Here is a 980-nt window from a genome sequence, read left to right on the forward strand (position 1 = left end):
CAGGATCAAACTCTCCAATAAAGGTAGTTCGACTTGCTCATTGATAACACTTGCGTGTTGTTTTCTTGCGAAAACCTCTCACTCGTCATTCAGTTTTCAAGGAGCAATCTCATGCCTGTCGTCTAAACGACAACGAGGAACATCTTATCATAAACACAATGCCTATTGCAAGTGCTTTGTTTTTCCAATCTTGAAGTGTGAATCAACAAGTTTAGATCGACAGAAGCTAGTTACAGCAGAAACCAAAAAACTGTTGAACCAGTAGTATAACCACTGGATCAACAGTCTCAATGGTCAAACTGAAGCGGAAGACGGGAATCGAACCCGCGACCCTCGCCTTGGCAAGGCGATGCTCTACCGCTGAGCCACTTCCGCAAAAGTGCAGTCGAGAGGACTCGAACCTCCACGGCTGTTACACCACTAGAACCTGAATCTAGCGCGTCTGCCAATTCCGCCACGACTGCATAAAATAAATTAATGGCGGAGCCGACGGGATTCGAACCCGCGGTCTCCTGCGTGACAGGCAGGCATGTTAGGCCTCTACACCACGGCTCCGCGTTAATTGCGGGGGCAGGATTTGAACCTGCGGCCTTCGGGTTATGAGCCCGACGAGCTACCGAGCTGCTCCACCCCGCGATATTATGGTGAACGCTGACGGGATCGAACCGCCGACCCCTACCCTGTCAAGGTAGTGCTCTCCCAGCTGAGCTAAGCGTTCATATAGGCAATGCGCTTGGCGGCGTCCTACTCTCCCAAGACCCTGCGGTCTAAGTACCATCGGCGCTGGAAGGCTTAACGGCCGTGTTCGGGATGGGTACGCGTGGTTCCCTTCCGCCATTGCCACCAAACGGCTTGCTATTCAGGTGTGTGTTGCACCCTGAAAACTAGATACGAAACAGTTTGCGTAGAATTTGCTGGTTGGTCTTGCCGGGGTCCCCGCAAAGTATTCGGAATTCGCTTCGTCAGCTTCTTCTTCACTT

Annotated in this window: 5 tRNA genes and 1 rRNA gene; all 6 read right to left on the minus strand. The window is 51.6% G+C overall.

Annotation, left to right across the window (positions count from 1 at the left end):
• Window positions 1-303: 303 nt before the first annotated feature.
• A tRNA-Gly gene (locus ACFFK0_RS27000) sits at window positions 304-375 on the minus strand.
• A gap of 5 nt (window positions 376-380) precedes the next feature.
• Window positions 381-464: transfer RNA gene (locus ACFFK0_RS27005), tRNA-Leu, on the minus strand.
• Between the two features lie 14 nt (window positions 465-478).
• Window positions 479-555 (minus strand) — tRNA-Asp (locus ACFFK0_RS27010).
• A 7-nt stretch (window positions 556-562) separates the two neighbouring features.
• A tRNA-Met gene (locus tag ACFFK0_RS27015) sits at window positions 563-636 on the minus strand.
• A 6-nt stretch (window positions 637-642) separates the two neighbouring features.
• A tRNA-Val gene (locus tag ACFFK0_RS27020) sits at window positions 643-718 on the minus strand.
• A gap of 13 nt (window positions 719-731) precedes the next feature.
• Window positions 732-848, minus strand: a 5S ribosomal RNA gene (gene rrf, locus ACFFK0_RS27025).
• Between the last annotated feature and the right edge of the window lie 132 nt (window positions 849-980).

Origin of the sequence: Paenibacillus chartarius (genome assembly GCF_042432825.1) — a bacterium.
GTDB classification, from domain to species: domain Bacteria; phylum Bacillota; class Bacilli; order Paenibacillales; family NBRC-103111; genus Gordoniibacillus; species Gordoniibacillus chartarius.